The sequence below is a fragment of the Shigella dysenteriae genome, assembly GCF_022354085.1.
In the GTDB taxonomy this organism is placed as follows: domain Bacteria; phylum Pseudomonadota; class Gammaproteobacteria; order Enterobacterales; family Enterobacteriaceae; genus Escherichia; species Escherichia coli.
This window is the reverse complement of record NZ_CP055055.1, coordinates 1,299,064-1,322,800: the sequence shown is the minus strand read 5'-3', so window position 1 is coordinate 1,322,800 and position 23,737 is coordinate 1,299,064. Positions and strand designations below refer to the sequence as shown.

Genomic DNA, 23,737 nt, shown 5'->3' with positions numbered 1-23,737 from the left:
CTAAAGAAAGAAGATCGTTATCGGCGAACGGGCCGATCACTCATGCAGGAAGCATAGATCCTTTGAGCGGAGTTTCTGATATCTGAGGAGTGCGAAATGCAATTGAGCAGCAGTGAACCTTGCGTGGTGATCCTGACCGAAAAAGAGGTAGAGGTAAGCGTCAATAACCATGCTACGTTTACCCTTCCGAAAAACTACCTGGCCGCCTTCGCGTGCAACAATAACGTCATTGAACTCTCAACGTTAAATCACGTATTAATCACCCACATCAACCGTAACATCATCAACGATTATCTGTTGTTTTTAAATAAGAACTTAACCTGTGTAAAGCCCTGGTCGCGGCTGGCTACCCCGGTTATCGCTTGTCATAGCCGTACACCGGAAGTGTTCCGGCTAGCCGCCAACCACAGCAAGCAGCAACCCAGCAAACCCTGCGAAGCGGAGTTGACGCGCGCATTGCTTTTTACCGTATTGTCTAACTTTCTTGAGCAATCGCGGTTTATTGCCCTACTGATGTATATCTTACGCAGCAGCGTCCGCGACAGCGTCTGCCGCATTATTCAAAGCGATATTCAGCATTACTGGAATCTGCGAATTGTCGCCAGTTCGCTATGTTTAAGCCCCAGCCTGCTCAAAAAGAAATTAAAAAACGAAAATACCAGCTATAGCCAGATTGTCACAGAGTGTCGTATGCGTTACGCCGTACAGATGTTATTGATGGATAACAAAAATATCACTCAGGTGGCGCAATTATGTGGCTATAGCAGCACGTCATACTTTATCTCTGTTTTTAAGGCGTTTTACGGCCTGACACCGTTGAATTATCTCGCCAAACAGCGACAAAAAGTGATGTGGTGAAGGGCAAAGCGGAAACGGATAAGACGGGCATAAATGAAGAAGAAATGGCGCGCCCTGCAGGATTCGAACCTGCGGCCCACGACTTAGAAGGTCGTTGCTCTATCCAACTGAGCTAAGGGCGCGTTGATACCGCAATGCGGTGTAATCGCGTGAATTATACGGTCAACCCTTGCTGAGTCAATGGCTTTTGATCTGGTTGCTGAACAAGTGAACGACCGCGTCTGATTTTCTGATTTATTTCGCTATAGCGGCAAACAAACGCACACCGCTGCGCGTCTGAATCAAGAAAACCCGTATTTTCATGTATCAAAGTACAATTTACCGCCCTAACGGAAAATTGTCCGCTCCTATGAGACTGGTAACTATGAAACCAACGTCGGTGATCATTATGGATACTCATCCTATCATCAGAATGTCTATTGAAGTTCTGTTGCAAAAAAACAGTGAATTGCAGATTGTCCTGAAAACGGATGATTACCGCATAACCATCGATTATCTCCGAACCCGTCCTGTTGATTTAATCATTATGGATATAGACTTGCCCGGAACAGACGGTTTTACCTTCCTGAAAAGGATCAAACAAATCCAGAGCACAGTGAAAGTGTTATTTTTATCATCGAAATCAGAATGCTTTTATGCTGGCAGAGCGATACAAGCTGGTGCTAACGGTTTTGTCAGTAAATGCAATGATCAGAATGATATTTTTCATGCCGTTCAGATGATCCTCTCCGGATACACTTTTTTTCCCAGCGAAACGCTCAACTATATAAAAAGCAATAAATGTAGTACGAATAGTTCAACGATCACTGTGCTATCTAATCGTGAAGTGACCATATTACGTTATCTGGTTAGCGGATTATCTAATAAAGAAATTGCCGATAAGTTATTACTTAGCAATAAAACAGTTAGTGCGCATAAATCTAATATTTATGGCAAGCTAGGTTTGCATTCAATTGTAGAGCTTATCGACTACGCCAAATTATACGAATTAATATAATATTAATTATAATTGATCATAAATATCGCATCCGCTTTCGCCACACCTGGCTGAACACCGCTGGCTAACGCTCGATAATTGGCAAAAAAGTTTAGTGTGACATTGCCATTTGCATCTACTTCCTCAGTCGGGCTCGCCTCCCCCAGTGCGAGCCGGGAGCGATCGCTATTACGTAATTCGATGGCAACGGTTTGTGCCATTGCGGGATCATCCAGAGCCAGCAGGTTGGCATCAGATGCCGGCGTTCCCGTAAATAAAATCGCAACTGAACCCGGAGGACATCCCTCCAGCCGCAGGCTAAAAGGGACGAGTGCCGTGGTATCGCCAGCGTTCAGTAATTGTGTCGTAGGCCATCTGCCTAAATCTACCGTCTTATCCTTATCCGCTGTGTTTACGGTACAAGAGAAATCAACCACGTTACCGTGCAAATTGATATTAATCGTTCCTAAAGGGTCAGCTGCCCATCCACTGGAACTCCACAGTAACCCGCAGAAACAGCTAAAGAATACTCTTCTCATTCTCCGTACCTCATTGATAATCGACGCGTAAATACCCCAGCGCGCTAAACGGCCCCTCGGTCGGTTTTTGACCGGTAATACTGATAGGCCAGGCGCGAAGTGTGACATTGGCTGCCGCAGCTGCATCCAGACGGAAAGGAATAACGCTATTGAGATCGTTAGGCGTGATCGGCGTATCGTTCTGATCGGCGACAATAAAACCTAAATCCTGATTGTCCGACACCATCGCCTGACCAGAAACGGCACTGGCTTCCAGACGCATTGTTAAATAAGCCTGCGCAGCAACATTCGTACATTTGACCGCAATGCTCTTGGTTTGCGGCATGACACCAGCAGGTCGATTACCCGGCCCTGCCGCACTAAATAACGATGCGCCGATATCACCAAAATCAAATTCAACAATCTGCCCGGCATTTAATTCGCAGTTTTGCGGTACTTCAACCCGGCCACCAAAACTAATGGTATAAACAGGTGTAACCAACGGATCGTAAGGCGTTGATGTCACATACACGGTAAACATCACCTGTCTGGGGATCTCCACCATGTTAATAAAGGGACGAATAACCTTTAAACGAAATATTAAACGAGAATCCATCACCCCGAACGGAAGGTTTTGCGAAACATTAGGATCTGTTCCCATACGAATATAATTTTGCGGGGGAAATTGAATATCCATCACGCTATCAACCAGACTCATCGCACCTAATAGATAATCATTTAATTGCATATATTTATAATTATCGATAGTTTCCTGAACAATAAAGTTGGTGACATAACTACGGTATGTATAATTCACCAGCGTGCCGGGTGGACAAATTGCTGACACACCTACCCAGCCGGATTTGTCCGGTAAAACAACAATCTGCCCTGGCTGGTTATTGGTGCTATTAAAGACATTTGAGAGATCATAGTGTTCATCTTCTGCTACGCCAGTACTATTTGCACAAACAGTAGCCCAGGATATGTTTGCCAGACACAAACATGCCATTGCCAATAATAATCTGCAGATTATCTTCATTGATAATTTCCTTTATGAGCCAGGATGTGTGCAAACTGCCGAAATAACAGTGACGGCTTGCTGTAAGCTTTGCTTCGGCAATACATAGTGCGCAATGCAGCGTGAGTTCGCGCCGTCTCCCCACTGAACCAGTAATTCACCAGACAATGGCGCACCACTTAAATAAACTTGCCCGTCATCACCCACCATACTGGTTATTCCGGTACTGTTTTCCCGTACCAATGATCCAAACGGCACCGGTTTTCCACCCTGGGTAACGGTAATGAGCGCCCGCACGCCTATGCGGGTATCAAAATTGGCACGAACCAACGCGCCTTGCGTCGGCACAACGCTGCTAATATTTTTTTCAACATCGATGGAATTCCCCATCGTATTGGTATCAAGCGCGATACGGTTATACCGATAAACCGTGGCATACGGCATCACCGCATAGCCGCGCCAGTCGGTTAAAATGCCAGTTTGATTTTCAATGCGTACACCGCCTGCGCCAGGCGCTTTAATCAAAACATTGGTATCCCCTAAAGGCTGGCTCAGCGTTATGCCATTTTCATGCCCGACCACACCGCCAGACAGCTGCCAGTTAACGTCATGTTGATCGCGGTCGTAGTTATACCCGACCCCCAGCGTACCGTAAGCGGCCTGCCAGTTTGCCGTGGCGCTGCCCGTGTACCCATTATTCGAAGTATCGCCCTGGCTTACGTGATAACTCAGGTTGTGGCCTTCCAGTAAGGTCCCACCAACGCCTGCCAGCCAACTATTTTGCCCGTTGCTGTTACGGTTAGCGTTCAAGGAGGCATAAGCGCGGTCGAGCGCATTTTCCCGGGTGTAGCGACGTTTGGTCAAAACATTGAAAGGCACTGAAACATTAAGTCCGACAATATGTTCGTTATCGGGGATCCCTACAGATTCATTCCACGAAAATGAGAGCGAATAGCTGATGCCAACCCAGCTGCTGGTATACCCCACCTGATACCACGTATCTGAATCCGAAGTATTCCAGTATTTTTGATGGGTACCAGAGATATAAAGCGAGCCAAAGTCATTAAGTGATTGTGAAATATTTAACTGCAAACGGTCTTTACGGCTAAAGCGTAAATTGTGGTAATTCACGATTATCGGTTCATCGCGATGCTCACCGTCGTAATCGTAATCATATTCGTACCCCTCCATTCGACGATACGCAACATCATCAAGGGTATAAAAACCTTGTGTCGAATAGCGGTAACCCATTAACTGAAAATTGGTGCCGAAGGTGTTCATCGATTTCGCATAGAGGAAGCGAATGGAATCCCCCTCATGACGACTGTCGTCGGCTAACTGACTGCGCGCATGGGTCACATCCAGCGACACTGCGCCCCAGTTCCCGAGGTTGCGCCCCAGCCCTAATAAAAAGGCGGTGTAATTGGCAGATAATTGCGTCCCGCCGTAGGCAGTAAATTCCTGTGGTAAACCGCCGAGTGCCGTGCCCTGAAAAAAGAAAGGCGATGATTGCTGACTATTACCGCTACGAAAATCGCCCGCCGTCAGGTCAAATTTGAAACGCCCTTCGCGTTGTAAAATTGGCACTGTTGAATACGGAATTGTGTAATTCTGCTGATTACCATCGCGCTCGTCGATGGTGACGTCCAGATCGCCATTTGAAGATGTCGGGTGCAAATCAGTAATTTCAAAAGCGCCGGGGGAAACATAGCTTTGATAGATAATAAAACCATTTTGCCGAATCGTTAGCTGAGCCGCCGTACGGGCAATCCCACGTACTGTTGGGGCAAACCCTTGCTGGCTATCAGGATACATATTATCGGAAGAATAAAGCCGTACACCACGAAATCCAACACCATCGAAAATATCACTTCCTGTATTGCCGTCTCCCATTACCAGTTCACTTTTCAGCGGAATAATGGCACGCTGTACCCAGGTGCCAATATTATTCCACTGCTCTGAATGATATCCATTTCCGCGAAAATAGTTCCAGGAACCATTGTTGCGTAAACGCCACGGGCCAATATTAATCCCGCTGAGTTCACTAAAAAAATAGCTATCGTTACCATTACCTCTGTTACCAGTGAAATTATAATTCAGGAGTAAAGCAGGAATACCTTCATCCCACTCTTCAGGCGGAATGTAACCGTGAGCGCTACTCAACAACGCTATCTGAGGAATAGTGATGTTCAGGCGCATCGCTGCAAAATCAAAGTTAATTGTGGCATCAGGTACAGCTTTCAGTAAATCGATACATTTATTATTTTGCTGCTGAGCTAACTCGGGAAATGCACTGCTAATAAGGCCAATTCGTTCAAGGAGTACCTGGTTAAAACAGGGCATTAACCCACCTGATTTATCACCTGTATTTTCTGTTGTCGATTCAAATACGATATCCTGTGAACCAATGAACTCATCATTACGCCAGAGATCCACCCGATACACGCCCGCAGGTTGATGATTACCTCTCTCAAAGCGCGATAAATCAGCAACGGATGTGCCATTCTCTAATAAAAATGCCGGGTTGAAATAACTTTCCGCATAGCTTAAAAAGGAGGGTAAAATGGCAAGAGATGAATAACAAATTCCGGCCAGACACCAGGTATACCTCTGCGGAATATCCGTAGTAGTGGGTATTTTCATAATTAGCTCTGATATTGTCAGATGATTCGGTTAGTTTAAGTTCACTTCTCTGACCGGGGTTACTGAACCATAATCATTAACGGTCTGAAATTTCAGTTTTCCCTGCACTCCTGAGGGTAAGGGAATTTGTGAATTAACTCTGGGTGCAGCCATAGCATTCCCCAACTTTTGGCTGCCCACTTGTAAGTTAACCAGGGTGACATAAAAAGGTGATGGATTATGAACATTGATATAGTTACCGGATCGCGAAAACTTGAGTGTGTCCGGCGCTTCTGCGGGTAATTCTTGTAATTGAACTGGACGGAGAAATAACTTCATGCGCGATAAAATCGCCAGTTGCAAAACATTCCTGCCGTTCAATGCATTTTTATCTACCGAAGGGATCGTCTTAACATTCATCCAGAACAGAGACTCACGATCTGCCGCCAGCGGTGGACCGGTGTAAATAATACGCAAAGTATTTTCGCTTTTGGGTTCACTAACAAATAGTGGCGGTGTAATGATGAATGACTTTTCTTTTACACCGCTGCTGTTTTCAATCCACGAATTGACCAGAAAACGCTCATTGGTATGGCTATTTCTAATCCATACCGCAGTCTGTTTAGCATCAGCGGGATAAATAATACGCGTGGCACCTAATGCGATCCCTCCGGCAGCATGGGCGCTGGCCGAAATGATTAAATAAAATATAATGAGCATCAATAACTTTATTTTAGTCATCATAGTTAATACGCCTTGTGTATTCCTGACGGCAAAAATAAGAAATATAAAGAAATGATTGCTTTGGTTTATTACAACACATCATTCCCTTTTCATTTAATAAAGCGGCATGATACAAAGTGAACATGATTTCGATTTACATTGCCACCATACCGCTTCAGACAACCGGTACATTACTTTGTTATAAGACGTGATATATAATTCAAAACAACGTGGTTTTGATTATTCGTATCTCATAATAAAAGTCGCGTCAGCATTTGCTTGCCCTGCTGATGCACTTGTACCGGTGCCTTTATAACGTGCAGAAAAATGAAGAACGTTGGTCCCGGGGATCAAGTTCTGGTTGGTTGAGAAGCTATTCCCATCAGGTTTGAGAATTGCGGATGTATTATCAAGTATTTCAATACCGACACCTGTTGCTGTTGTTGTATTGGTACTGGATGCAATGGCCAATAAATTATCATTGATTGCATCAGCCTGACCAGAAAATGCAACGGCAGCATTAGCGGCAACAACAGGATCGCAGTCGTTCAACTGTATAGTGAATGGAATTAATGCAGAGGTATTACCAACAGCATTGAAAATATCGGTACGATATTGACCGAGTGTGACAACCTGGTCTGCCGAGTCAGTATTCACTGAACAGGCAGCATTCACCAGTTCGCCTTCAAAGTGAATTGTACCGCCATCTACAACGGCAGCATAACTACCCGTAGCGGCGAATAGTGCGGCAGCCAGCGCAGACGAAATAAATCTTAATTTCATATATATTCCTTCAATCTCATTTATCGACTCCACATCCGTATATAACCGATTACTTTATTTAAGACACTGATAGTAGTAAATTCCTTTTTATCCTCTAAGAATGTCTTAATTGAAAATATGCACTCTATTCTAAAAAATAGAGAGCCCCGTTAGATGAATACTTCCGCGCAAAATATATTCAACACAAATATAGACCTGAAGCGGTAAATTACCAGGCTGAAAATTCTTTTTATATTGTCAGGTATTTCTTAAATTATCTTAATCCTTAAACAAGGAAATAAATCAGTTCCAGATTTACAACGCCATCATGGACGAAAAATGAAGCTTTCAATCTCAGCGACCTCAGCGACGGTGCGCCTCACCTTCGCAAGAGGTCGCTTCACGCGATAAATCTGAAACGAAACCTGACAGCGCGCCCCGCTTCTGACAAAATAGGCGCATCCCCTTCGACCTACGTAACAGATGGAATCCTCTCTCTGATGGCAGCAAAGATTATTGACGGTAAAACGATTGCGCAGCAGGTGCGCTCTGAAGTTGCTCAAAAAGTTCAGGCGCGTATTGCAGCCGGACTGCGGGCACCAGGACTGGCCGTTGTGCTGGTGGGTAGTAACCCTGCATCGCAAATTTATGTCGCAAGCAAACGCAAGGCTTGTGAAGAAGTCGGGTTCGTCTCCCGCTCTTATGACCTCCCGGAAACCACCAGCGAAGCGGAGCTGTTGGAGCTTATCGATGCGCTGAATGCCGACAACACCATCGATGGCATTCTGGTTCAACTGCCGTTACCGGCGGGTATTGATAACGTCAAAGTGCTGGAACGTATTCATCCGGACAAAGACGTGGACGGTTTCCATCCTTATAACGTCGGTCGTCTGTGCCAGCGCGCGCCGCGTCTGCGTCCCTGCACCCCGCGCGGTATCGTCACGCTGCTTGAGCGTTACAACATTGATACCTTCGGCCTCAACGCCGTGGTGATTGGCGCATCGAATATCGTCGGTCGTCCAATGAGCATGGAACTGTTGCTCGCAGGTTGCACCACTACCGTGACTCACCGCTTCACTAAAAATCTGCGTCATCACGTAGAAAATGCCGATCTACTGATCGTTGCCGTCGGCAAGCCGGGCTTTATTCCTGGTGACTGGATCAAAGAAGGCGCAATTGTGATTGATGTCGGCATCAACCGTCTGGAAAATGGCAAAGTTGTGGGCGACGTCGTGTTTGAAGACGCGGCTAAACGCGCCTCATACATTACGCCTGTTCCGGGCGGCGTTGGCCCGATGACGGTTGCCACGCTGATTGAAAACACGCTTCAGGCGTGCGTTGAATATCATGATCCACAGGGTGAGTAACATGGCGACATTTTCTTTAGGTAAACATCCGCACGTTGAACTGTGCGACTTGCTGAAACTGGAAGGCTGGAGCGAAAGCGGCGCGCAGGCGAAAATCGCGATTGCCGAAGGCCAGGTGAAAGTCGACGGTGCGGTTGAAACGCGCAAACGCTGCAAAATCGTCGCCGGTCAGACAGTGAGTTTTGCAGGTCACAGCGTACAGGTTGTTGCCTGATCCCTTTCCCGGCCTGTATCAACAGGCCGGTTCTCTTTTCAGACTTTTGCCCTCTACGCCCCGTTCATCCATGCTGATAGCATCGACATTTTGCCGAAGCGACCATCATGCCAACCGTTATTACGCACGCCGCCGTTCCCCTATGCATTGGTTTAGGGTTGGGTTCGAAAGTCATCCCTCCGCGTCTGTTATTTGCCGGAATCATCCTGGCGATGCTGCCCGACGCAGACGTATTGTCGTTTAAATTTGGCGTTGCTTACGGCAATGTTTTTGGTCATCGCGGGTTTACCCATTCGCTGGTGTTTGCGTTTGTTGTCCCGCTGTTATGTGTGCTGATTGGACGCCGATGGTTCAGGGCTGGGCTGATTCGCTGCTGGCTGTTTTTAACCGTCTCGTTGCTATCGCACAGCATGCTGGATTCGGTAACCACTGGTGGTAAGGGTGTTGGCTGGCTGTGGCCGTGGTCAGATGAACGCTTTTTCGCTCCCTGGCAGGTGATTAAAGTCGCGCCGTTTGCATTGTCTCGTTACACCACAGCGTACGGGCATCAGGTGATTATTTCTGAATTGATGTGGGTGTGGTTGCCGGGGATGGTGCTTATGGGAATGTTGTGGTGGCGCAGGCGATAACCGGATGCGAAAACTCGCATCCGGCAATAGCGCAATTACTTACGACGCCAGGTGGTTCCTTGCGGGCCATCTTCCAGCACGATCCCCATCTCGTTAAGACGGTCACGTGCCGCATCTGCCGCCGCCCAGTCTTTCGCTTTACGGGCATCCAGACGCTGTTGAATTAACGCTTCAATCTCAGCCACTTCGCTGTCGTCTGCCTGCGCACCGCTTTGCAGGAACGCTTCCGGTTCTTGCTCCAGCAGGCCCAATACAGCGGAAAGTTTACGCAGGTGAGATGCCATTGCATTCGCCGCTGCCATATCTTCTGCTTTCAGACGGTTTACTTCACGCGCCATATCAAACAGCACGGAATAGGCTTCCGGGGTGTTGAAATCGTCGTCCATCGCTTCAATAAAGCGCGCTTCAAACGCTTCGCCACCGGCAGGCGCAACGGTTTTATCTGTGCCGCGCAGCGCAGTGTAGAGACGCTCCAGCGCCGCACGCGCCTGCTTCAGGTTCTCTTCGCTGTAGTTCAACTGGCTGCGATAGTGGCCCGACATCAGGAAGTAACGCACGGTTTCGGCGTCGTAGTATTTCAGCACATCGCGAACGGTAAAGAAGTTACCCAGCGATTTGGACATTTTCTCGCGGTCAACCATCACCATTCCGGAGTGCATCCAGTAGTTCACATACTGGCCATCATGGGCACAGGTGGACTGCGCGATTTCGTTCTCGTGGTGCGGGAACATCAGGTCTGAACCGCCGCCGTGGATATCAAAGTGGTTACCCAGCTGCTTGCAGTTCATTGCCGAACATTCAATGTGCCAGCCAGGACGGCCCGCGCCCCACGGAGACGGCCAGCTCGGTTCGCCCTCTTTCGACATCTTCCACAGAACGAAGTCCATCGGGTTGCGTTTGTCGTCGACCACGTCAACGCGCGCACCTGCCTGCAGCTGGTCGAGATCCTGACGCGACAGCACGCCATAAGTCGGATCGGTCGGGACGTCGAACATCACGTCGCCGTTGTCCGCCACATAAGCGTGACCTTTGGCGATCAGTTGTTCAGTAAGTTCAATAATTTCTGCGATATGGTGCGTCGCGCGCGGCTCCATATCCGGGCGCAGAATGTTCAACGCATCAAAATCTTTGTGCATTTCGGCGATCATGCGATCCACCAGCGCCACAAAGCTTTCGCCATTTTCATTGGCGCGTTTGATGATTTTGTCGTCGATATCGGTAATGTTGCGCACATACTTCAGCTTATAGCCGAGGAAACGCAGATAGCGCGCAACCACGTCAAAAGCAACAAAGGTACGCCCGTGACCGATATGACAGAGATCGTAAACGGTGATTCCACACACGTACATGCCGACTTCCCCGGCGTGAATAGGCTTAAATTCCTCTTTTTGGCGTGTCAGAGTATTGAAGATTTTTAGCATCGAAGATTCCGTTTAGACATGTGTGGGTAATTGAGTTGCGTATAATACCCATATTTCCCGCGCGAATCAGCATACATTGCGTGATGATCCGATCGTGCGGTTATGCTATAACACCACCCTATATATGACCCGAACTGGGTTGAAGCACCAATCAAACGGAACAGGATGCAAAAATGGTTACTTTCCACACCAATCACGGCGATATTGTCATCAAAACTTTTGACGATAAAGCACCTGAAACAGTTAAAAACTTCCTGGACTACTGCCGCGAAGGTTTTTACAACAACACCATTTTCCACCGTGTTATCAACGGCTTTATGATTCAGGGCGGCGGTTTTGAACCGGGCATGAAACAAAAAGCCACCAAAGAACCGATCAAAAACGAAGCCAACAACGGTCTGAAAAATACCCGTGGTACGCTGGCAATGGCCCGTACTCAGGCTCCGCACTCTGCAACTGCACAGTTCTTCATCAACGTGGTTGATAACGACTTCCTGAACTTCTCTGGCGAAAGCCTGCAAGGTTGGGGCTACTGCGTGTTTGCTGAAGTGGTTGAAGGCATGGACGTGGTAGACAAAATCAAAGGTGTTGCAACCGGTCGTAGCGGTATGCACCAGGACGTGCCAAAAGAAGACGTTATCATTGAAAGCGTGACCGTTAGCGAGTAATCGTGGCGACACTCTTTATTGCAGATCTTCATCTCTGCGTGGAAGAACCGGCGATCACCGCCGGTTTTCTGCGTTTTTTAGCGGGGGAAGCCCGCAATGCCGACGCGCTGTATATTCTTGGCGATCTGTTTGAAGCGTGGATTGGCGACGACGATCCCAACCCACTCCATCGCCAGATGGCGGCGGCGATCAAAGCGGTGTCCGATTCCGGCGTTCCCTGTTATTTCATTCATGGCAACCGTGATTTTCTGCTCGGCAAACGCTTTGCCCGTGAAAGCGGCATGACGTTATTGCCGGAAGAAAAGGTGCTCGAACTTTATGGTCGTCGGGTGTTGATTATGCATGGCGACACGCTGTGCACCGATGACGCGGGTTATCAGGCTTTTCGCGCCAAGGTCCACAAACCCTGGCTGCAGACGCTATTCCTCGCCCTGCCGTTGTTTGTGCGCAAACGCATTGCCGCGCGAATGCGCGCGAACAGTAAAGAAGCCAACAGCAGTAAATCGCTGGCGATCATGGACGTTAACCAAAACGCGGTGGTCAGTGCGATGGAAAAACATCAAGTGCAATGGCTGATTCACGGGCATACCCATCGCCCGGCGGTACATGAACTTATCGCCAACCAGCAACCTGCTTTTCGCGTGGTACTCGGTGCCTGGCATACAGAAGGTTCGATGGTGAAAGTCACGGCGGATGACGTTGAGCTGATTCATTTTCCGTTTTAAAAAACCCGCAACTTTGCTGATTTCACAGCCACGCAACCGTTTTCCTTGCTCTCTTTCCGTGCTATTCTCTGTGCCCTCTAAAGCCGAGAGTTGTGCACCACAGGAGTTTTAAGACGCATGTCTTCCCGCAATAATCCGGCGCGTGTCGCCATCGTGATGGGGTCCAAAAGCGACTGGGCTACCATGCAGTTCGCCGCCGAAATCTTCGAAATCCTGAATGTCCCGCACCACGTTGAAGTGGTTTCTGCTCACCGCACCCCCGATAAACTATTCAGCTTCGCCGAAAGTGCCGAAGAGAACGGTTATCAGGTGATTATTGCGGGCGCAGGCGGCGCAGCGCACCTGCCGGGTATGATTGCCGCCAAAACGCTGGTGCCAGTGCTGGGCGTGCCAGTACAGAGCGCCGCACTGAGCGGTGTCGATAGCCTCTACTCCATCGTACAAATGCCGCGCGGCATTCCGGTGGGTACGCTGGCGATTGGTAAAGCTGGCGCGGCAAACGCGGCGTTACTGGCAGCACAAATTCTTGCGACTCATGATAAAGAACTGCACCAGCGTCTGAATGACTGGCGCAAAGCCCAGACCGACGAAGTGCTGGAAAACCCGGACCCGCGAGGTGCGGCATGAAACAGGTTTGCGTCCTCGGGAACGGGCAGTTAGGCCGTATGCTGCGTCAGGCAGGCGAACCGTTAGGCATTGCTGTCTGGCCGGTCGGGCTGGACGCTGAACCGGCGGCGGTGCCTTTTCAACAAAGCGTGATTACCGCTGAGATCGAACGCTGGCCGGAAACCGCATTAACCCGCGAGCTGGCGCGCCATCCTGCCTTTGTGAACCGCGATGTGTTCCCGATTATTGCTGACCGTCTGACTCAGAAGCAGCTTTTCGATAAGCTCCACCTGCCGACCGCACCGTGGCAGTTACTTGCCGATCGCAGCGAGTGGCCTGCGGTGTTTGATCGTTTAGGTGAGCTGGCGATTGTTAAGCGTCGCACTGGTGGCTATGACGGACGCGGTCAATGGCGTTTACGCGCCGATGAAACCGAACAGTTACCGGAAGAGTGTTACGGCGAATGTATTGTCGAGCAAGGCATTAACTTCTCTGGTGAAGTATCGCTGGTTGGCGCGCGCGGCTTTGATGGCAGCACCGTGTTTTATCCGCTGACGCATAACCTGCATCAGGACGGTATTTTGCGCACCAGCGTCGCTTTCCCGCAGGCCAATGCACAGCAGCAAGCGCAAGCCGAAGAGATGCTTTCGGCGATTATGCAGGAGCTGGGCTATGTGGGCGTGATGGCGATGGAGTGTTTTGTCACCCCGCAAGGTCTGTTGATCAACGAACTGGCACCGCGTGTGCATAACAGCGGTCACTGGACACAAAACGGTGCCAGCATCAGCCAGTTTGAGCTGCATCTGCGGGCGATTACCGATCTGCCGTTACCGCAACCGATAGTGAATAGTCCGTCAGTGATGATCAACCTGATTGGTAGCGATGTGAATTATGACTGGCTGAAACTGCCGCTGGTGCATCTGCACTGGTACGACAAAGAAGTCCGTCCGGGCCGTAAAGTGGGGCATCTGAATTTGACCGACAGCGACACATCGCGTCTGACCGCGACGCTGGAAGCCTTAATCCCGCTGCTGCCGCCGGAATATGCCAGCGGCGTGATGTGGGCACAGAGTAAGTTCAGTTAACCTGGTGCTCATTTGATTGCCGGATGCGGCGTGAACGCCTTATCCGGCCTACACCGATCCGGTACCCATTGTAGGCCTGATAAGACGCGCCAAGCGTCGCATCAGGCATTGTGCGCCAATTGCCGGATGCGGCACCAATTGTAGGCCTGATAAGACGCGTCAAGCGTCGCATCAGGCACAAATGTCTAATGCCTACAACTACAGCGAAATACAGGTCCCCGCTTCGCCCGCCAGCGTCTCTTCAATTCGCGATAACGCCCCAATCCACGCGGGTTTACCACGGCTTCTGACATAACCACTCACCGCCGTTACCTTCGGCCCCATCGAACCATCGGCTTTGGCAAATGGCGCTAACTCATCCGGTGTGGCATGGCGAATGGCACGTTGCTGCGGCGTTCCCCAGTTTTCATATACCGCATCAGCATCGGTGAGGATCACCAGTCCATCGGCGTTAATTTGCTCGGCGAGCAACGCAGCGGCGAGATCTTTATCAATCACTGCTTCACTCCCTGCTCCGTCATCCGTCACAGGCACACCGCCGCCGCCACTGCAAATCACCACATGCCCCTCTTTGAGCAACAACTCGATGGCTTCGCTGTCGAGAATTTTACGCGGTTGCGGAGACGCCACCACCCGGCGCAAATATTTACCATCACGTTTCATCTGCCAGCCGTAAGCCGCTTCCAGTGCCTCTTGTTCTTCTGGCTGATAAACCGGACCAATAAATTTCTCTGGCTGCAAAAACGCCGGATCATCAGGCGAAACTTCAATGCGCGTCAGCACCGTCGTGACAGGCGGCATCTGCGGCTGTGCGCTCAAACTCTGCGCCAGCATATAGCCAATCATCCCCTGACTTTCTGCCACCAGCACATCCAGCGGATACGGTTCTACCTCTTTCCACGCCAGATTCTGCAATGCCAGCAACCCCACCTGCGGCCCGTTGCCGTGAACAATCGCCAGCCGATAAGAACGGGCCAGGCGCGCCAGCGCGGGTACAGCACTGGCGATATTGCGATATTGATTTTCTGCCGTCAGCGCCTCACCGCGCTGGAGTAAGGCGTTGCCCCCAAGAGCTACAACCAGTGTTTTCATGGTTTTCCTTGTAATAATTGTTGGCCAAGCCAAAACCCCAGCAGCGTATCTGCCCCTGACGTATGCCCCAGCGCCAGCAGCGAATCAATCGCAACAGCGGTACGTTTCGGGCAACTCAGAGCATGAACAAAGTGCAGGAGTGGCGAGGCGAAATATCCTTGCGCGGCATAACGTAAATAACTGACGCTCACCGCTGTGGTAACGAGTTGAAGATTGTCGGAACAGGCAAAAAACTGGCGACCGGAGCGCGCATCTAAAGCACCATAATACCAGGCCGCCAGCAGCATTCCGCTCAGCGTGTCATCATGACTTGGCGTTAATCCGGGGCCTTTACCCAGCCAGTGCCGCCAGTCGGTCTTAACGCCATTGAGCGCGGCCTGAAAACAGTGACGAAACTGGCGTAATTCAGCAGGCAGCGGATCGCTTGCCGCCAACACCAGTGGCCCGAAAAGCCCGGTTTCCTCCGCGCGTTGCATCCATGCAGCTGCAAGCGGTTGAGGATGCGCAGGCGGCGTAATACGCAGCAAACAATAAGGCTGTGGCTGTTTAACCGTGAAACGCCCGAGGCGAATCCCTTGAGCCACAACCTGTGGTCGTTCATTGCCGCATAATCCACCGCATAACGCATCGAATTGCGCACGGCGAAGCACCCATCCTCCGGGGCCGAAACCACTACCCTGACGATGCAGCGTTAACAGTTCGCCGCTTTCCGTCATCAGGTTAATCGCCCGCCGCCACACTCCCGCTAACCGCCAGGACTGGCGATAATTCGGTGCGCTACTACTGGCAAGCAGAGGATGGATGATCGTCATTGCGCGTTCCTCAACCAATCCCCATGCTTTCAGCCAGTGCTTCCAGCGCCTGTTCAAAACACGCCAGCGGTGCCCGCACAGTGCCTGCGCCAATCTGCCCGATCCCCGCCTCTTTATGGGCGATACCGGTATTGATGAGTGGCGTAATGCCGGTTTCTACCACGCGACGAATATCCAGCCCCAGGCACGCGCCCTGGAAATCCCAGCTTGGGATCTGCAACTGCATATTGCGTTCAAGGTAAATTTCCGCCATCTCTTCAGATACCGCCCTGGCCGCTTCCATGCCACCCGCACCGACAAAGCGCGTTACGCCAGGCGCTGCGATCATTGCCGCACCTCCGATACCAAAGGTTTCGGTAATCGCGCTATCGCCCATATCCGGGTTCGCCTGCTCCTGCGAGAAGCCGGTGAAAAACAGACCTTGCGGAGTGTTTACAGGCGCAGTAAACCAGCGTTCGCCCAGCCCGCTTACCCGAATCCCGAACATATTGCCGTTGCGGGTCATTGCCGTGACGATGCTGCCTGCGCGGATCATCGCGCCAGCATCCATCGCCGCCTTGCAGTAAGCCATCGCGAGGTTGAGGAAGAACTGATCGGTCACGCTGAGGAAATCCATCACTTCCGCGATGTGCTGTTTATCATGATCGAGGCGAGCAATTTGTGGGGCCAGCGCACGCATTAACAGTGCTGAGGAAGCAATATTGCGTTGATGGAACTCATCGCCCATCGTAATGCCCTGCGCCATCATCGCGGTAAGATCGATACCGCGCTCCATGCGCCCCAGCGCCGCGCTTAATACTGGCATTAACACATCGCGCATCCAGCGATGGCGAGTCAGGACATCTTCGCCGTAAGCGCCAAAACGCATCACTTTGCCGATACCTTCGTTGAGGTTGCAGTACGCCCGGTTGCCGTCGGTCACGTTCTCGACCACCAGCATCGGCATACTGGCAGAAGTAATACCGCCCATTGGCCCGACGGCATTCACATGGTGACAAGGAATGAAGTTCACTTCCCCCTGCTCCAGTATTGCCAGCGCCTGCGCTTCATCTTTCGCCCAACCTTCGAACAGACATGCGCCCACGCACGCCCCTTTCATGGGTCCGGTCATCTCCTGCCAGCGCATTGGCGGCCCGGCGTGAAGCAGTGTTTTGCCCTCGTTTAGTTCGCTGATAAGTGAAGAAGCCGGTTGCACATCCAGCCAGTGTGGACGAGCGCGACGAATTTGTTCGATAACCGCAGCATTGGCTTGCGCCACTGATGTAAACATGGGAACCCCTTATTGCAAACGTTCTAATAAACGAGCCAGTTTTTTATTGCCGCCGGCGACTGGCGACCATTGGTAATGCACAACCGGTTTGCTGGCGCTTTGTAGCTCCAGCGCAAAACTGCGTAATCCGATGTTAATCACGGCGACGTTTTCCAGTAATGACGGTGTGTGTTGCTGTGCGGCAGGCGAGAGCGGATGAATTAACGCTGCCGCCAGCAAGGTGGCTTCCGGTAGCGAACTCACGACCGCAATCCCCGCATCTTCCAGCGTGGCGATTTGCTGCGAGCGGCATTGCGGGTCACGTTCAGTGCCTGTCACCGTGGCAATGGCATACAGTGGTTGATTGTCTGAACGCGCAGCACAGGCTTTTTGCCAGGCGCTTACCAGCGAGGCGGCAGGATCGGCGGTCGCGCCGAAGCCAATCACGACATCAAGTAGCAATACGCGCACTGACGGTTTAGCGCCGAGATCGGCAATTAACTGGTTGCGTAAGGTTGGGTCGATCATCGGATGGGGACGCCCGACGGTGTAGAAATCATCGCCGAGGTCAATAATCTGGTGACCATCGGCGTCGAGCATCATGCCGTGATGATGGGCATCATCGGCTTCCACGCCAAGGTGTCCGGCAAGTAATCCCGCCGCTTCGGCAGCCAGCGTACCGCCGGTATACAAACCGCAAATAAATCCGCTGCTGGCAGGCGTTATCGCGTTACGTCGCGCCGTAACGCGTGAAAGCAGGCAAGCCAGGCGTGCGGCCTCATCCAGCGAGGAGGCAAACCAGACATTCTCGTCGCGGGTCACCGCCGGGGTATAACCTAAAAACAGCGCCACCGTCGGTTTGCCGGTTGCTTTCATGGCATTAACAATTTTCAGACGCACCGCTTCGGCAGGTGGTTTTGAAACAAATGCCAGCACTTCGCTTTTCTCGTCTGCACTGAGCATCTCCAGCGCCGTCAGCGCACTGATGCCGCCCACTTCACGGCTGAGGTCGCGGCCGCCAAGGCCAATCGCGTGAGTAATTCCCTCCCCTGCCAGCGCAATCTGCGAACACAGCTCCTGAATCCCGGTACCGGAAGCGCCAATGACGCCAATGTTGCCTTCCGGCATCACGTTAGCAAAAGCCAGCGGCGTGCCGGCAATCATCGACGTACCGCAGTCCGGCCCCATCACCAGCAAGCCTTTTTCCCGCGCGCGGGTTTTAAGTTGGATTTCATCTTCCAGCGTGACGTTATCGGAGAACATCATCACGTTGAGGTTGCGATCCAGCGCCTGATTCGCCAGCTCCGCCGCATACTCGCCAGCCACTGAAATCAGCGCCAGATTGGCATCGGGTAATTTCTGACAGGCACTGTCCCAGCGACGCACCTGCGTCAACGCCTGGCTGCTGCCTGACCCCTGCGCCAGTTGTTTTAGCGCCTCTTCAAGCTGCTGCATAATCGCCTGCGCGATCCCCGCATCCGCCGCTTCGCTACGAATTGCCACGCAAATATCGTTCGGCGTGGCGTTATTAAAATCGTCATGCCAGAAACCTGTGGTATCTAATAACGCTTTATTGGCGGGCGTACCCATCATTACGGAAACATCATCAACATTTTCTGATTCGCTGAGTTTTCGTGAAATAATCATTAAACTGACCGAATCCTGAAAACACCCTTTTTTAATAAAGGCGTGGATCATAACAACTCCTTAAAAATTGCACCCATGGCAATTGCACGAGCAGTGTTAATGTGGCGATTACGGTATCGATGACAACGGGTAAATAAGGTGATGAATATCACACAGGGATTATTAACAAAAGAATTCAAATAACCGCCATGCTATTACGTGTTATTTTTTAATAAGCGTGGTTGTTTTAAAAACCAGGTTAAAAGCGCGAAGATTATCAAATAAATTCTAACTATATTTTTTGCCTGTCTGGATCACATAATCCAGATATTTTCCCTGTATGTTAATTGCAGTCATGCTTCACACCGTCGTTAAAAAGGAAGACAGATGAAAATCAGTCGGGAAACACTCCACCAGCTAATTGAGAATAAACTCTGCCAGGCTGGGTTAAAACGTGAGCACGCTGCAACCGTGGCTGAAGTATTGGTTTACGCCGATGCCAGAGGGATCCACTCTCATGGCGCGGTGCGCGTGGAATACTACGCGGAACGCATTTCAAAAGGCGGCACCAACCGCGAACCGGAGTTTCGTCTTGAGGAAACCGGGCCGTGCTCGGCAATTTTACATGCCGACAATGCCGCCGGACAGGTCGCGGCGAAAATGGGTATGGAACATGCCATCAAAACCGCCCAGCAAAATGGCGTTGCGGTGGTCGGTATCAGCCGGATGGGTCACAGCGGCGCAATCTCTTATTTTGTGCAGCAGGCAGCCCGCGCCGGATTAATTGGCATTTCGATGTGCCAGTCCGATCCAATGGTGGTGCCGTTTGGCGGCGCGGAAATTTACTACGGTACTAACCCACTGGCCTTTGCCGCGCCGGGAGAAGGCGACGAGATCCTTACCTTTGATATGGCGACTACCGTACAGGCATGGGGAAAAGTGCTCGACGCCCGCTCGCGTAATATGTCTATCCCGGATACCTGGGCGGTCGATAAAAACGGTGCACCAACAACCGATCCGTTCGCGGTACATGCTCTGCTCCCCGCAGCCGGGCCGAAAGGGTATGGCCTGATGATGATGATTGACGTCCTCTCAGGCGTCTTACTCGGCTTACCGTTCGGGCGACAGGTTAGTTCGATGTATGACGATTTACACGCCGGGCGTAATTTGGGGCAATTACATGTAGTTATTAACCCGAACTTTTTCTCCTCCAGCGAATTATTCCGTCAACATCTTAGCCAGACCATGCGCGAATTAAATGCCATTACCCCCGCGCCCGGTTTTATTCAGGTTTATTATCCCGGACAGGATCAGGATATTAAACAACGCAAAGCCGCCGTCGAAGGCATCGAAATTGTTGATGATATTTACCAGTATTTAATTTCCGACGCGCTTTATAACACGTCATACGAAACGAAAAATCCCTTTGCGCAATAATTATTGAGACAGGACTTTCTTATGATTACACATTTTCGTCAAGCCATAGAAGAAGCGCTGCCCTGGCTTTCCTCATTTGGCGCTGACCCAACGGGTGGGATGACCCGTTTACTTTATTCGCCGGAATGGCTGGAAACCCAGCAGCAATTTAAAAAAAGAATGGCCGCAAGTGGGCTGGAAACACGTTTCGATGAAGTGGGGAATTTATACGGTCGCCTGAGTGGCACCGAATATCCACAGGAAGTGGTTCTGAGCGGTTCGCATATCGATACCGTGGTTAACGGCGGTAACCTCGACGGGCAATTCGGCGCACTGGCGGCTTGGCTGGCAATTGACTGGCTGAAAACGCAATACGGCGCGCCGCTACGTACGGTCGAAGTGGTGGCGATGGCGGAAGAAGAAGGCAGCCGCTTCCCGTATGTTTTCTGGGGCAGTAAAAATATCTTTGGGCTGGCGAATCCTGACGACGTGCGGAATATCTGTGATGCCAAAGGAAATAGTTTTGTCGATGCGATGAAGGCTTGCGGATTTACTCTGCCGGACGCCCCGCTAACTCCGCGTCAGGATATTAAAGCCTTTGTCGAACTGCATATCGAACAGGGCTGTGTGCTGGAAAGTAATGGGCAATCAATTGGCGTGGTGAATGCAATTGTCGGGCAACGTCGCTATACGGTGACGCTGAACGGCGAATCAAACCATGCAGGCACCACGCCGATGGGTTATCGTCGTGATACGGTTTACGCTTTCAGTCGCATTTGCCATCAGTCGATCGAAAAAGCGAAAAAGATGGGCGATCCGCTGGTTCTGACCTTTGGGAAAGTAGAGCCGCGCCCGAATACGGTGAATGTGGTGCCGGGTAAAACCACGTTCACCATTGATTGTCGTCATACCGACGCCGCCGTGCTGCGCGATTTCACCCAGCAGTTAGAAAACGACATGCGGGCGATTTGCGATGAAATGGACATTGGTATTGATATCGATTTATGGATGGACGAAGAACCCGTGCCGATGAATGAGGACCTGGTCGCCACCCTGACAGAATTGTGTGAAAGCGAAAAACTGAATTACCGGGTGATGCACAGTGGTGCCGGGCACGACGCACAAATTTTCGCGCCTCGCGTGCCGACCTGCATGATTTTCATTCCCAGCATCAACGGGATCAGCCATAACCCGGCGGAACGCACCAATATTACCGACCTTGCCGAAGGGGTCAAAACGTTGGCACTCATGCTTTATCAACTTGCCTGGCAGAAATAAGGAGTCATAAATGGGATATTTAAATAACGTCACCGGTTACCGCGATGATTTACTGGCTAACCGTGCGATTGTGAAACACGGTAATTTCGCACTGTTAACACCAGACGGTCTGGTAAAAAATATTATTCCGGGCTTTGAAAATTGTGACGCGACAATCCTCTCCACGCCAAAGCTGGGTGCCTCTTTTGTCGATTATCTGGTCACACTGCATCAAAACGGTGGCAACCAACAGGGCTTCGGTGGCGAAGGCATTGAAACGTTCCTGTATGTGATCTCTGGAAATATCACTGCCAAAGCCGAAGGCAAAACATTTGCCTTAAGCGAAGGTGGCTATCTTTATTGCCCGCCAGGCTCCTTAATGACGTTTGTTAACGCCCAGGCCGAAGACAGCCAAATCTTTTTATATAAGCGCCGCTATGTTCCGGTAGAAGGCCATGCACCGTGGCTGGTTTCTGGCAATGCCAGCGAACTGGAACGCATTCACTATGAAGGTATGGATGATGTGATCCTGCTGGATTTTCTGCCCAAAGAGTTAGGTTTTGATATGAACATGCATATCCTCTCTTTTGCACCAGGTGCCAGCCATGGTTATATCGAAACACACGTTCAGGAACACGGTGCCTATATTCTTTCCGGTCAGGGGGTTTATAACCTCGACAATAACTGGATCCCGGTGAAAAAAGGCGATTACATCTTTATGGGCGCTTATTCTTTACAGGCTGGTTATGGCGTAGGGCGTGGTGAAGCGTTCAGCTATATTTACTCGAAAGATTGCAACCGCGACGTAGAGATTTAAGTCATACCACTCGCCTGATTATTTTTAGCTATGTTGGATTTTGCCACGGTTTATACCGTGGCTTTTTTTGTAGTAAATTCAGGTAAAAAAGATGCGAAATAAATCGCATCCGCTTTAAAGGTAAGGGTCAGTTTTTAATTCCCTGACCTATTTTAATGGCGCAGGCAATATTTCGCGCGCTGTTGAAGAGATTGGTTTCACCGCTGGCGAGCACTTCGGCTAAAGGTGCCAGACGTGGCAAAATGCTGAATACCGCATCAATGCCGTACTGGTGCACCACTTCCACGCCATCACCCAATACGCCAGCAATCCCAATCACCGGTACATTAAACTGCTTCGCCACCGACGCAACGCCCAGCGGCGCTTTACCGCCTGCCGTTTGCGAGTCAATGCGCCCTTCCCCGGTGATCACCAGTGCTGCCCCCTGCACCGCCTGCTCCAGGTTGACCGCCCGCAGTACAATCTCAATACCCGGTTTAATATCCGCATTGAGGAATACCGCCGCCGCAATCCCCATACCGCCCGCAGCGCCGCCGCCCGCCATCTGGCAGACATTAATTTCAGTTTGCTGTTGTAAAACACGGGCGTAATTTTGCAGCCCCTGTTCAAGTTCTTCGACCATCTCCGGCGTTGCCCCTTTTTGCGGGCCAAACACCGCCGCCGCGCCGCGTGCCCCTACCAGCGGGTTATCAACGTCACATGCTACTTCAATATGGCAGTTCGCCAGACGCGGATCGCATTCATCCATCTCAATGCTTGCCACGCGCGCTAAATTGCCGCCGTTAGCCACCAGCACCTGACCGTCGGCATCAAGGAAACGCACACCGAGCGCCTGCGCCATGCCCATACCGCCGTCGACCGTCGCACTGCCGCCAATGCCAAGAATAATATGGCGAATGCCGTTATCCAGCGCATGACGAATTAACTCCCCCGTACCAAAACTGGAGGCCAGCAACGGATTACGCTTTTCAGGCGCGACCAGCATCAGGCCACTTGCTGCCGCCATCTCAATCACCGCCGTTTTCCCGTCGCCGGTAAGGCCATAAAAAGCATTCACTTTTTCGCCCATCGGCCCGCAGACTTCAAGCGTCACGATGTTGCCGCCCGTCGCGGCGACCATCGCATCCACCGTCCCTTCGCCGCCATCCGCTATCGGCAAACAGATATAGTTCGCATCGGGAAAGAGGGTCGAAAACCCGGCTTTAATTGCCTGACAACATTTTTCTGCACTTAAGCTCTCTTTAAAAGAGTCTGGCGCAATGACAATCTTCATTAT

The 23,737-nt window shown here is 50.8% G+C and carries 23 protein-coding genes and 1 tRNA gene; 12 read left to right on the top strand and 12 right to left on the bottom strand.

Annotated features, from left to right (window positions below; genetic code table 11):
- Positions 1 to 96: 96 nt before the first annotated feature.
- Positions 97 to 858, top strand: a complete 762-nt coding sequence (gene envY / locus HUZ68_RS06200) for a DNA-binding transcriptional regulator EnvY (RefSeq protein ID WP_001177464.1) — start codon at positions 97 to 99, stop codon at positions 856 to 858.
- Positions 859 to 903: 45 nt separating this feature from the next.
- On the opposite strand, the gene HUZ68_RS06195 is transcribed toward envY, so the two are convergent.
- Positions 904 to 980 (bottom strand) — tRNA-Arg (locus tag HUZ68_RS06195).
- A 242-nt stretch (positions 981 to 1,222) separates the two neighbouring features.
- Between HUZ68_RS06195 and fimZ the strand changes: the two genes are divergently transcribed.
- Positions 1,223 to 1,855: a fimbria biosynthesis transcriptional regulator FimZ gene (gene fimZ, locus HUZ68_RS06190; protein WP_000805422.1), complete on the top strand. Its 633-nt coding sequence runs from the start codon at positions 1,223 to 1,225 to the stop codon at positions 1,853 to 1,855.
- A 2-nt stretch (positions 1,856 to 1,857) separates the two neighbouring features.
- On the opposite strand, the gene sfmF is transcribed toward fimZ, so the two are convergent.
- The 5 genes from sfmF to fimA all read right to left on the bottom strand — a co-directional run bounded on the left by sfmF (position 1,858) and on the right by fimA (position 7,498).
- Positions 1,858 to 2,373 carry a fimbria assembly protein gene (gene sfmF, locus HUZ68_RS06185; protein WP_033815241.1) on the bottom strand — a complete coding sequence of 172 codons (516 nt, stop codon included), beginning with the start codon at positions 2,371 to 2,373 and terminating at the stop codon, positions 1,858 to 1,860.
- A 10-nt stretch (positions 2,374 to 2,383) separates the two neighbouring features.
- A complete protein-coding gene (gene fimH, locus HUZ68_RS06180; RefSeq protein ID WP_239594069.1) occupies positions 2,384 to 3,391 on the bottom strand; it encodes a type 1 fimbria D-mannose specific adhesin FimH in 1,008 nt (335 codons plus the stop codon).
- A 12-nt stretch (positions 3,392 to 3,403) separates the two neighbouring features.
- Positions 3,404 to 6,013 (bottom strand): fimbrial biogenesis usher protein, encoded by a 2,610-nt coding sequence (locus HUZ68_RS06175; protein WP_033815242.1) that lies wholly within the window; start codon positions 6,011 to 6,013, stop codon positions 3,404 to 3,406.
- A 30-nt stretch (positions 6,014 to 6,043) separates the two neighbouring features.
- A complete protein-coding gene (gene fimC / locus HUZ68_RS06170) occupies positions 6,044 to 6,736 on the bottom strand; it encodes a type 1 fimbria chaperone FimC (RefSeq protein WP_000988370.1) in 693 nt (230 codons plus the stop codon).
- A 219-nt stretch (positions 6,737 to 6,955) separates the two neighbouring features.
- Complete coding sequence (fimA, locus tag HUZ68_RS06165) at positions 6,956 to 7,498, bottom strand: type 1 fimbrial major subunit FimA (RefSeq protein ID WP_000776555.1); 543 nt, start codon at positions 7,496 to 7,498, stop codon at positions 6,956 to 6,958.
- Between the two features lie 479 nt (positions 7,499 to 7,977).
- Here fimA and folD point away from each other — a divergent pair, with 479 nt between their 5' ends.
- The 3 genes from folD (at position 7,978) to HUZ68_RS06150 (ending at position 9,687) form a co-directional block, all read left to right on the top strand.
- The gene (gene folD, locus HUZ68_RS06160; RefSeq protein ID WP_000729155.1) at positions 7,978 to 8,844 is read left to right on the top strand and encodes a bifunctional methylenetetrahydrofolate dehydrogenase/methenyltetrahydrofolate cyclohydrolase FolD; all 867 of its coding nucleotides are present in this window, start codon (positions 7,978 to 7,980) and stop codon (positions 8,842 to 8,844) included.
- Between the two features lies 1 nt (position 8,845).
- Complete coding sequence (gene ybcJ / locus HUZ68_RS06155) at positions 8,846 to 9,058, top strand: ribosome-associated protein YbcJ (RefSeq protein ID WP_000190288.1); 213 nt, start codon at positions 8,846 to 8,848, stop codon at positions 9,056 to 9,058.
- Between the two features lie 107 nt (positions 9,059 to 9,165).
- Positions 9,166 to 9,687: a metal-dependent hydrolase gene (locus HUZ68_RS06150; RefSeq protein WP_033815243.1), complete on the top strand. Its 522-nt coding sequence runs from the start codon at positions 9,166 to 9,168 to the stop codon at positions 9,685 to 9,687.
- Between the two features lie 35 nt (positions 9,688 to 9,722).
- Here the strand turns inward: HUZ68_RS06150 and cysS are convergent, their stop codons facing one another.
- Positions 9,723 to 11,108: a cysteine--tRNA ligase gene (gene cysS, locus HUZ68_RS06145; RefSeq protein WP_000912345.1), complete on the bottom strand. Its 1,386-nt coding sequence runs from the start codon at positions 11,106 to 11,108 to the stop codon at positions 9,723 to 9,725.
- A 173-nt stretch (positions 11,109 to 11,281) separates the two neighbouring features.
- Here cysS and ppiB point away from each other — a divergent pair, with 173 nt between their 5' ends.
- The 4 genes from ppiB (at position 11,282) to purK (ending at position 14,192) form a co-directional block, all read left to right on the top strand.
- The gene (ppiB, locus tag HUZ68_RS06140) at positions 11,282 to 11,776 is read left to right on the top strand and encodes a peptidylprolyl isomerase B (protein ID WP_000256002.1); all 495 of its coding nucleotides are present in this window, start codon (positions 11,282 to 11,284) and stop codon (positions 11,774 to 11,776) included.
- A 2-nt stretch (positions 11,777 to 11,778) separates the two neighbouring features.
- On the top strand, positions 11,779 to 12,501 hold the full coding sequence (gene lpxH, locus HUZ68_RS06135) for a UDP-2,3-diacylglucosamine diphosphatase (protein WP_000212266.1): 723 nt from the start codon (positions 11,779 to 11,781) through the stop codon (positions 12,499 to 12,501).
- A 117-nt stretch (positions 12,502 to 12,618) separates the two neighbouring features.
- Positions 12,619 to 13,128: a 5-(carboxyamino)imidazole ribonucleotide mutase gene (gene purE / locus HUZ68_RS06130; protein WP_001295318.1), complete on the top strand. Its 510-nt coding sequence runs from the start codon at positions 12,619 to 12,621 to the stop codon at positions 13,126 to 13,128.
- On the top strand, positions 13,125 to 14,192 hold the full coding sequence (gene purK / locus HUZ68_RS06125; protein WP_033815244.1) for a 5-(carboxyamino)imidazole ribonucleotide synthase: 1,068 nt from the start codon (positions 13,125 to 13,127) through the stop codon (positions 14,190 to 14,192). The genes purE and purK overlap by 4 nt, the downstream gene beginning before the upstream one ends.
- 198 nt (positions 14,193 to 14,390) lie before the next feature.
- Here purK and HUZ68_RS06120 read toward each other — a convergent pair whose 3' ends face one another.
- From HUZ68_RS06120 to HUZ68_RS06105, 4 genes are read right to left on the bottom strand one after another with little or no spacing between them, the layout of a single operon-like run.
- Positions 14,391 to 15,284, bottom strand: coding sequence for a carbamate kinase (locus HUZ68_RS06120; protein WP_000855378.1), 894 nt, complete (start codon positions 15,282 to 15,284; stop codon positions 14,391 to 14,393).
- The gene (locus tag HUZ68_RS06115; RefSeq protein ID WP_112925298.1) at positions 15,281 to 16,096 is read right to left on the bottom strand and encodes an oxamate carbamoyltransferase subunit AllH family protein; all 816 of its coding nucleotides are present in this window, start codon (positions 16,094 to 16,096) and stop codon (positions 15,281 to 15,283) included. Before HUZ68_RS06115 ends, HUZ68_RS06120 begins: the two co-directional genes overlap by 4 nt.
- Before the next feature lie 10 nt (positions 16,097 to 16,106).
- Positions 16,107 to 17,366 carry a YlbE family protein gene (locus HUZ68_RS06110; RefSeq protein ID WP_000495367.1) on the bottom strand — a complete coding sequence of 420 codons (1,260 nt, stop codon included), beginning with the start codon at positions 17,364 to 17,366 and terminating at the stop codon, positions 16,107 to 16,109.
- Between the two features lie 9 nt (positions 17,367 to 17,375).
- The gene (locus tag HUZ68_RS06105; protein WP_033815246.1) at positions 17,376 to 19,043 is read right to left on the bottom strand and encodes an acyl-CoA synthetase FdrA; all 1,668 of its coding nucleotides are present in this window, start codon (positions 19,041 to 19,043) and stop codon (positions 17,376 to 17,378) included.
- Positions 19,044 to 19,358: 315 nt separating this feature from the next.
- Between HUZ68_RS06105 and allD the strand changes: the two genes are divergently transcribed.
- Genes allD through allE form a run of 3 tightly spaced genes read left to right on the top strand, consistent with a single transcriptional unit; the run spans position 19,359 to position 22,461 of the window.
- A complete protein-coding gene (allD, locus tag HUZ68_RS06100) occupies positions 19,359 to 20,408 on the top strand; it encodes an ureidoglycolate dehydrogenase (RefSeq protein ID WP_033815247.1) in 1,050 nt (349 codons plus the stop codon).
- 21 nt (positions 20,409 to 20,429) lie between these two features.
- Positions 20,430 to 21,665 carry an allantoate deiminase gene (gene allC / locus HUZ68_RS06095; protein ID WP_033815248.1) on the top strand — a complete coding sequence of 412 codons (1,236 nt, stop codon included), beginning with the start codon at positions 20,430 to 20,432 and terminating at the stop codon, positions 21,663 to 21,665.
- A gap of 10 nt (positions 21,666 to 21,675) precedes the next feature.
- A complete protein-coding gene (gene allE, locus HUZ68_RS06090; protein ID WP_000540946.1) occupies positions 21,676 to 22,461 on the top strand; it encodes a (S)-ureidoglycine aminohydrolase in 786 nt (261 codons plus the stop codon).
- A gap of 127 nt (positions 22,462 to 22,588) precedes the next feature.
- Here the strand turns inward: allE and glxK are convergent, their stop codons facing one another.
- Complete coding sequence (gene glxK / locus HUZ68_RS06085; protein WP_000706356.1) at positions 22,589 to 23,734, bottom strand: glycerate 3-kinase; 1,146 nt, start codon at positions 23,732 to 23,734, stop codon at positions 22,589 to 22,591.
- Positions 23,735 to 23,737 lie beyond the last annotated feature (3 nt).